The sequence below is a fragment of the Caldanaerobius fijiensis DSM 17918 genome, assembly GCF_900129075.1.
In the GTDB taxonomy this organism is placed as follows: Bacteria; Bacillota; Thermoanaerobacteria; order Thermoanaerobacterales; family Caldanaerobiaceae; genus Caldanaerobius; species Caldanaerobius fijiensis.
On record NZ_FQVH01000056.1, the window covers coordinates 1 to 8016 of the forward strand.

The window sequence follows — 8016 nt, forward strand, 5'->3', positions numbered from 1 at the left end:
AGAGATAGTTTAACAGAGACAACCTGAAGAAGAAAGAGGGAATACGTGTACTACAATACAAAATGCAGCAATCGAGCATACATCGCAGAGAGGATTATATGTTTGGTCGATGAGTAGTCAAGCCTAAAATGAACTCACTGCGTTCGGGCTTGACAACCCATCTTCCCAAACATGGGTAGTAGCTATGCGATGTATGCATAAGTATCAAGTGGCACTTGATAGATTTAATCATGGTGAAATTTAAAGAAACAATATTTAAATATCAAAGATCTTTATTAATCTTGTTAAAGGTCGACCTTTTTGGTTGATTACAAATCATATTATACGAGGGGTATGGAAAATCTCCTAGTGGACATGATATTAAATCCAGATTTTGTTGATGAACTTTCACAATATCAAAATATCCTTACAAATTTACAATAAATGATAAGAAAGTACATGATTATATATTTATATTTAACTATAATAGATTTAAAAGAGTCACAGAGTTATCAGGGGGAATTAAAAATGAATTCAAAAAAACTGGTTTTAGAGGCAATTCACAATAAAGAAGTTGAAAGAATTCCATGGGTGCCCTTTGTAGGATGTCATGCAGCAAGACTTATCGGCGTTAACGCAGAAGAGTACTTTAAGAGCAGTGAAAATATCGTAAAAGGTGTAAAAAAGGCATATGAGATGTATAACCCTGACGGTCTGCCGGCACTCTTTGACCTGCAAGTTGAAGCAGAGGCGATTGGTTGTCAGTTAAAGTATGCAGAGACCAATCCTCCTTCAGTGGCAACCCATCCGTTAGAAGAAGGAAAAGCCATTAAAGATTTAAAAATTCCTGGGGAGAAGGATGGCAGATTTCCCATAGTATTAGAAGCTATGAGGAGGATATGTGAAGATTTAGGGAAAGAAATAGCGATATACGGTCTTGTCACAGGGCCTTTTACTCTGGCACTCCATTTGATGGGTACAGATATATTCTACCAGATGGTAGATGAACCTGAAAAAGTACACGAGTTGATGGGTTTTTGCAGGGATGTATGCATAAATACCTCCAGGATGTATATGGATGCAGGTGTAGACGTCATAGCTCTGGTAGATCCTATGACATCACAGATATCACCAGTTAATTTCAGGGAATTTGTATCACCATATGCTACAACGGTATTTGATTATGTAAAGAGTAGAGAAAAAGCGTGTTCTTTTTTCGTATGCGGCAATGCTAAAAATAACATTGAAGAAATGTGCAAATGCAAACCCGATAATATTTCTATTGATGAAAATATTCCTCTGGAGTATGTAAAAGAAGTGTGCCAGAGGTATGGTGTTTCTTTTGGAGGTAATATTAAGCTTACAGTGACAATGCTTTTCGGTACACCCCTGGATAATATAAGAGATGCAGAAAACTGCATGTCCATAGGAGGTAAAAAGGGCTATATTCTGTCACCCGGCTGCGACATACCTTATGCTACACCTGTAGAGAACATCCAGGCCATATCAAGCCTTGTCCATGGAGAAGTCGCTGAATTCTTAGAGTATACCAATGTGCTGGAAGGCATTGAGGTAAAGTTACCTGATTATGTCAATGAGAGACAGGTAATCATAGACGTTATAACGCTGGATTCTGAATCTTGTGCCCCCTGTCAGTATATGATGGAAGCAGTAAGGGAGGCTGCTAAGGACTTTGGTGATAAAGTCAGATATGTCGAGCATAAGATAAAGCAAAAAGAATCGGTTGTCTGTATGCTTCAGCTGGGCGTTAAGAATATACCTACCATAGTTATAGACGGTGAAATAAAATATGTCAGCATAATACCAGATGTAAATGAATTAAAAAATGCCATAAGGGAAGCTGTGGAAGCCAAGCAAAAAAGGTTTTCAGAGGTGGATTAAAATAATGGCCACAGACCATGGGATCAAAATACAGCTTGTTTATTTAAAAGAGCCTTGTACTGCCTGCGTAATTATAGGCGATGCTATAAAAGAGATACTCGATAAGGTCCAAAAGGAGTGCTCCTATGAGGGGATAGAAGTCGATATAGAGATGCTGGAATTAGAGGATTTAAAACAGGTGCGTTTTATAGAGGGATTAGAAGTGGAAAAGTTTCCTGCGTTGCTCATAAACGGGGAACAAATTACCGCAGGGAACATTCCCTCTAAAAAACAATTGATGACTACTATAAAATCTATAAAATCGTTAAAGGGTTGATTTGTATGTCGGCCATTAAACTGATAATAGTTGGAGGCTTTTTGGGTGCAGGTAAGACTACATGCATACTTAGCATGGCAAAAAAGTTGATTTCAAAGGGTAAAAAAGTAGATATTGTCACCAACGACCAGGGCAGTCAACTGGTTGATACCAATTTTCTTAGAAGTGCCGGGTTGTCGGTGTTAGAAGTTACAGGCGGATGTTTTTGCTGCAAATTTGACGAATTTGTGGACAGGATAAATAACCTGGCAGACAGTGAGATGCCCGATATAATTTTGGCAGAACCAGTGGGTAGCTGTACCGATCTAGTGGCCACGATTTTCAGGCCGTTTAAGCTGAATTTTGCAAGTGAAATTAAGTTGAGTCCCTTGTGCGTGGTGGTTGACCCCAGGAGGGCTAAAAAGTTTATGCTGTCGGGAGGGGATGTAGAATTTCCTGATGAGATCAACTACCTATTCAAAAAACAGCTGGAAGAAGCTGATATAATCCTGTTGAATAAGATTGATATGCTTACACAGCAGGAAGTAAAATCTATCAGCGATTTTCTGAAAGAAAACTTTAAAGGATCAACGGTTATGCCTATTTCCGCAAAAGAGGAAACCGGTATTGATGAATGCATGTCTGTCATACTGGGTTCTGTGGCTACAGATCGAGTGTCAATGGATTTGGATTATGACATCTATGCAAAGGCTGAGGAATACCTGGGCTGGCTTAACAGCAGTGTTATTCTGAGGGGAAGTGACTACCTTGATTTTAATCAGTTTATTGTTGATTTATTAAAGTCTATAAAGGAAAGTATGGGTGCCCAAAAGTCTGGAATTGCGCACCTGAAAGTTTACGCTGTTTCGGATGAGGATTATGCAAAAGCCAGCATAACAGGGGTAGATGAGGATATAGATTTTAGCCAGTATATGAAAAACAGAGCCAAGAACGTTAGCCTGATTGTAAATGCCAGGATAAATATTGACCCGGATAAACTAGCATCCCATGTAGACAGAGTTTTAAAGGACACATGTAGCAAATGGGGCATTAAAATGGATGGGATAAAAACAGAGAGTTTTAAGCCCAAAAAGCCTGAGCCTAAATATAGGATAAAATAAATTAAAATCCTTCGTCTTTTCTGTTATGGTACTGGTTAGGATTCAAAGCGTCGGGACAACTGGTATTTTGAGACTAAATCTGAAAAACAAAAAGGAGATCAGATATGAAATTAAAAGTGATTGCCTGTAAGGTTCTCTTGAGAGAGCTTTATTACCTGGCATACAAGTCCAGCAACATTGTCGATATTTATTGGCTTAGACAAGCCCTTCATAATGAACCGGAAAAGCTTAGGCGGACTTTACAAAAGGCCATTCATGAGATTGAAGCCGAAGATGAAAGTTACGATGCTCTTTGCTTGGGATATGGACTTTGCAGCAATGGGATTGTAGGTATAAGAAGTGAAAAATATTCTTTGGTTGTGCCGAGAGCCCATGACTGTATCACCCTTCTTTTGGGATCAAAGGAAAAATACCAAGAAATTTTTCACTCCCATAATGGTGGGATTTATTGGTATTCTCCAGGCTGGATCGAACATTCTATTCAGCCCGGGAAAGAACGTTATGATATGGTGTATAAGGACTATGTTGAAAAATACGGAGAAGACAACGCTCAGTATCTCATGGATATGGAACAGAATTGGATGAAGGCGTATGAAAATGCCATTTATATAAATTGGGCTCAGTTTAATACGGTAGAATATGTTGAATATACTCGTCAATGCGCAGAATTCTTAAAATGGAGATGGGAAGTGGTAGAAGGATCAGACAGTCTCCTACGCGATATGCTAGAAGGCCGTTGGGATGAGGAAAGATTCCTGGTGGTTTCTCCCGGTAAAACTATAAAACCCACTTACCGGGAGGATATTATCGGTCTTTCTGACAGCAGCGAATATGAAATCTGTTGATGAAAGTCAGATTGCACTACCACCAAATGTGCAATATGAAGCTCCTTTTTGATTGATTACAAATCATATTATGTGAGGGGAGGAAGGGAATAGTGTTATTTAAAAATCGCGGTGATGGGTTTACTCTGGAAGGTAAACAATATAGCATAGTATATGAAAACTCAAAACCATTTGCTTTCGTTCTTCGAGTTGAAGGAAAGCCTTTTTTCACATTGCCAATTGTGTCAGGTCTTGCGACCTTAAATGAGGAAGAGCAAATAGGCAATATTAATATAGTAGAGATAAAGGAAGATGTTGGCGGTTATAAAATAACGGTTACAGCTACTAGCAGCATATGGGAAGAGAGACGTTTTACGTGGATTTTTTCTGAAGATTACATTGAATATTATCATGAGGCATACGGCAAAGGTGCTCCGGGGAAATGTTACTTTTTCTCAAATGGGATATCGGATTTCTGGAATGATGGTAAGTCGCAGGGGATAGATTTTAATACTACTATATATGTACCGAAAGTTTTTAACCCCGCGGTAAACCACGGCAACACACATGAGTTTACCATATCAGTGCCGCAATCCGTGGGGATAGGACGTGATACTCCTGTTTTGGCGTATGGACCTCATCAATTAGAGGGTTTATTTGCACCGCCGCCTCTTATGCTTTCATTTGGTGATGATGAATGTGATCTGTGGTGTGGTTTGGGCATCGGTACAGAACCTGGTAAATACCTCTTTAATAGTTTTGAGTTCACTGGCTCACTATATGCAGGAGCTTCATTCTACGTAAATTACCTGGGTTATCTTAGTGTAGAGGATCATTTTTCATCACCTGTGATATCCTTCCACTTTGGCTACAGTCCTTTTGAAACCATGGAAAAATACGTGGGTTGGATAGATCGCAAAAAGTATGGGACGCAAAAAGTTTATAAAAACCCTGATTGGCATAGAATGCCAGTATTCTGCGGCTGGGCAGAGCAGACATTTCAAGCCCATTTGAAAAAATGCCCTGCATCAATGTTAGCAACTCAATCGAACTATGAGAGCTGGATAGATATTCTTGAGAAGAGGAATTTGCCTGTTGGCACTATTGTTATAGATGATAAATGGCAGAAATATTATGGTACATTTGAGGTAGATGAAAACAAATGGCCTGATTTAAAAGGGTTTGTAGAAAGGCAGCATAAAAAAGGTAGACATGTACTTTTATGGGTACCCGGTTATCATAAAGAAGGTATTCCGGAAGAACTTTGCGTAAAAGATAATTATGGGAATGCAATATGTGCAGATGTCACGAATCCAGCTTATGAGGAGTTTTTGAGAAAACAGATAAGGCATCTTGTAAAGGATATAGGAATAGATGGGTTTAAAGAAGATTGGATAGGAAGTATTACATCACAACCAGGTTGCAAGATGTATAAAAATATGCATGGTATAGAGTTTATTCGAAGATTTCAGTATATACTGTACGATGAAACTCATAAAAATAAAGAGGATGCGATGATTGAAACGCAGACACCAAATCCGCTTTTTAGAGAATCTAGTGACGTGCTTAGGTTGAACGATATATGGTATGGCACAAGAAATGTAGAAAAGGTCATGAGAATAAGAGCGCGGATATCACGTATAGCGGGATGGGAAGTACTTGATTGCGACAATGCATCATCTACAAATCTATATGAATGGTGGAATTACATGTTGGCTCAACCGTATATAGGAGTACCTTCTCTTTATTTTGTAAGCCATCTCGAGTCTTCCTTTGAAGTTCCATCAGAGGCTCAATGGCAATATCTTTCTTATATATGGCAAAATTATATAAAAGAACATGTAAATCAGATGAAATAAAAACTTAAAAGACCATTTTACAAGGTGGTCTTTTTTCTTATCTATCTCTTTTTGGAATTGTTTATCGTCGTTTTTTATAACTGCATCTTTAGAGTTTAAGGACTCTGGTAAAGGAATATAGTATCCATGTAAAGCGTATTTGGGTATAATAATCTCAACCATATATATAATTAAACTTGAATTCGGCAAGTAACAAGCAAATTGAAAGTTTAGTTTCCACAAATGCAAAATGTTGGTGTTTTATTACAAACTTTGCACATTCAAAACTGCATATTTCCAATGTAATAGCAAATGTTATGGCGTTTTTTTACATTTGATATCTTTTTTAGGATATTTTTAGTTTGATGTTGTATGGAAATTAAACCTATGGGGCATGGATATAAAGTAATTCAGTGTGGCAATGGAAAATACCGGGTAGTAATGATAATTTCAGAACATGACAATGAGGATGAAGCTGTTAAAGCGATGCGTGAAGCATTGAAAAATAAATCTAATGAAATCATGAAAAGGGGAATTGAGGAACTTAGGAAACAGGACATAAATGCGGTAACATTTGAAGACGCTATAAAAGCTATGACGCTTGAAGAACTTGAAAGGTTCTTGAAGAGAGAAATAGAAATTTATAAACCCGCTTGTAAATAGGAACATTGAAATGCTCGAACAAAAAAGGAGACGGCTTAGGATTAAGCGTGTTAAATAGGTTATCGAGATTAATGGAAGAGGAACACCCTCCTAAAAAGTCAGGTGTTCCATTTTGATAATAACTGAGTCAGAATTTAGCAGCTTATAATTATTAGCGCAGCTTTAGATATGCATGTCCAAAGTAGGGGAGGACTGTGTAAGGACATTGATGTCCAAACCACAAACGCACAAAGAAGGAATTTCGTGGTTTGTGTAGAAATAATATAAAAACATAGAAGGAGAAACCATATGCTATACATATCCTACAAAGAAGTCAAGACACGATGAATGCCGAAAGAAGCTTAATTGCCGGATATGTGCTTGCAGCAGGATATATTCTATACCTGCTGTACGGCAGGCAGAGTGTTATAAGCAACTTGCCTTGCATTCGGATTAGGCTTTCCATATTTAGTGCGTGTAAAAAGCAGGGGTGGGATAGGCTTGATGACGTCCTGCTGTGGGGGATGTTGGGGGCATTGCTAGGGTTGTATCGGGTATGGAAGTGGAATTGTAAATGTAAAAGGTAAAATGGCTTGTAAATAAACAAAAAAGTTTGTTAAGAAGGTTTTCAAGGAATTTTTAAACAGTAAGTGTTATTGTCGGTATAAAGCTGAAGATTGTTCAATACCCAAAGAAGTAGAAAATTTTGTTGAGCGTATTCTAAAAGTGTTTTAAAAAATTCAGATATAAATTCTCCCTCCCTCGTATTTTCCTCCCCCTTTTTTAAAAAGATATTTGAGCTTAAGTAATTCAAATGATAAGGAGATGGGGGTGAAAGAGATGGAAAAATATGTAAGCCTATGGTAGAAGTTATAACAGAGGATGAATTAATTATGTTTGAGGTTGAAGCACTGTCGTGTTGCAGTCCTATTTGTGTTATTTGTGGTATCCATTAGTTAAGTAACATAATTTAATGTGGGGCGAGTAAATACGAGGCTTTTTTAGAAGTATTCATAAAATGATATACGACAAGGCAATGTTATTCAAAGCATTAGCATTACAGACTTACACTTATGAATTAGGAGAAAGGTATTTGGCTAAAGAAAAAATGGACGTTTATGGTGTTGAAAATCATATAAAAAGAAAGGAGCATTCCTGTAATGATTTAAAATGGGCGAAAATGAGCTAAAACGAACTTTGAAAAAATAAGTACCTCCTGATAAAATACAGAGTGTAAGTTCTAGAACTTACCTCGAATTAACTGAAAAAAACAGGAGGTACTAAAATGAAGTATACACAAAATGAAAAGATTTTGCAAGTGACAGAAAAAACATTAATCGTAGGAGTGGACATTGCTAAAGAAAAGCATCATGCCAGAGCATTTGATTACAGGGGCGTGGAGTACGGTAAACGTC

At 37.7% G+C, this 8016-nt stretch carries 7 protein-coding genes and 1 pseudogene; all 8 read left to right on the top strand.

Features of this window, described 5'->3' with window-relative positions; genetic code table 11:
- Positions 1 to 507: 507 nt before the first annotated feature.
- Positions 508 to 1881 carry a uroporphyrinogen decarboxylase family protein gene (locus tag BUB87_RS13330; RefSeq protein ID WP_073346472.1) on the top strand — a complete coding sequence of 458 codons (1374 nt, stop codon included), beginning with the start codon at positions 508 to 510 and terminating at the stop codon, positions 1879 to 1881.
- Positions 1882 to 1885: 4 nt separating this feature from the next.
- Entirely contained in the window at positions 1886 to 2197 is a 312-nt protein-coding gene (locus tag BUB87_RS13335; protein ID WP_073346474.1) for a thioredoxin family protein, read from the top strand.
- Positions 2198 to 2202: 5 nt separating this feature from the next.
- Positions 2203 to 3297: a GTP-binding protein gene (locus BUB87_RS13340; protein WP_073346476.1), complete on the top strand. Its 1095-nt coding sequence runs from the start codon at positions 2203 to 2205 to the stop codon at positions 3295 to 3297.
- Positions 3298 to 3401: 104 nt separating this feature from the next.
- Positions 3402 to 4142 (top strand): DUF1638 domain-containing protein, encoded by a 741-nt coding sequence (locus BUB87_RS13345; protein ID WP_073346479.1) that lies wholly within the window; start codon positions 3402 to 3404, stop codon positions 4140 to 4142.
- Positions 4143 to 4234: 92 nt separating this feature from the next.
- Positions 4235 to 5980 (top strand): TIM-barrel domain-containing protein, encoded by a 1746-nt coding sequence (locus tag BUB87_RS13350; RefSeq protein ID WP_073346481.1) that lies wholly within the window; start codon positions 4235 to 4237, stop codon positions 5978 to 5980.
- Between the two features lie 351 nt (positions 5981 to 6331).
- Positions 6332 to 6622 (top strand): hypothetical protein, encoded by a 291-nt coding sequence (locus BUB87_RS13355; RefSeq protein ID WP_143156716.1) that lies wholly within the window; start codon positions 6332 to 6334, stop codon positions 6620 to 6622.
- A 997-nt stretch (positions 6623 to 7619) separates the two neighbouring features.
- Positions 7620 to 7790: a hypothetical protein gene (locus BUB87_RS14450; protein ID WP_159432428.1), complete on the top strand. Its 171-nt coding sequence runs from the start codon at positions 7620 to 7622 to the stop codon at positions 7788 to 7790.
- A 96-nt stretch (positions 7791 to 7886) separates the two neighbouring features.
- Positions 7887 to 8016 (top strand): annotated as a pseudogene (locus BUB87_RS14270) (IS110 family transposase); the annotation flags it as partial.

What these genes read in the sequence shown, in the direction of transcription:
- BUB87_RS13340 (WP_073346476.1), top strand. Translation starts at nt 2,203, where the DNA reads ATGTCGGCCATTAAACTGATAATAGTTGGAGGCTTTTTGGGTGCAGGT.
- BUB87_RS14450 (WP_159432428.1), top strand. Translation starts at nt 7,620, where the DNA reads ATGATATACGACAAGGCAATGTTATTCAAAGCATTAGCATTACAGACT.
- BUB87_RS13330 (WP_073346472.1), top strand. Translation starts at nt 508, where the DNA reads ATGAATTCAAAAAAACTGGTTTTAGAGGCAATTCACAATAAAGAAGTT.
- BUB87_RS13345 (WP_073346479.1), top strand. Translation starts at nt 3,402, where the DNA reads ATGAAATTAAAAGTGATTGCCTGTAAGGTTCTCTTGAGAGAGCTTTAT.
- BUB87_RS13355 (WP_143156716.1), top strand. Translation starts at nt 6,332, where the DNA reads ATGGAAATTAAACCTATGGGGCATGGATATAAAGTAATTCAGTGTGGC.
- BUB87_RS13335 (WP_073346474.1), top strand. Translation starts at nt 1,886, where the DNA reads ATGGCCACAGACCATGGGATCAAAATACAGCTTGTTTATTTAAAAGAG.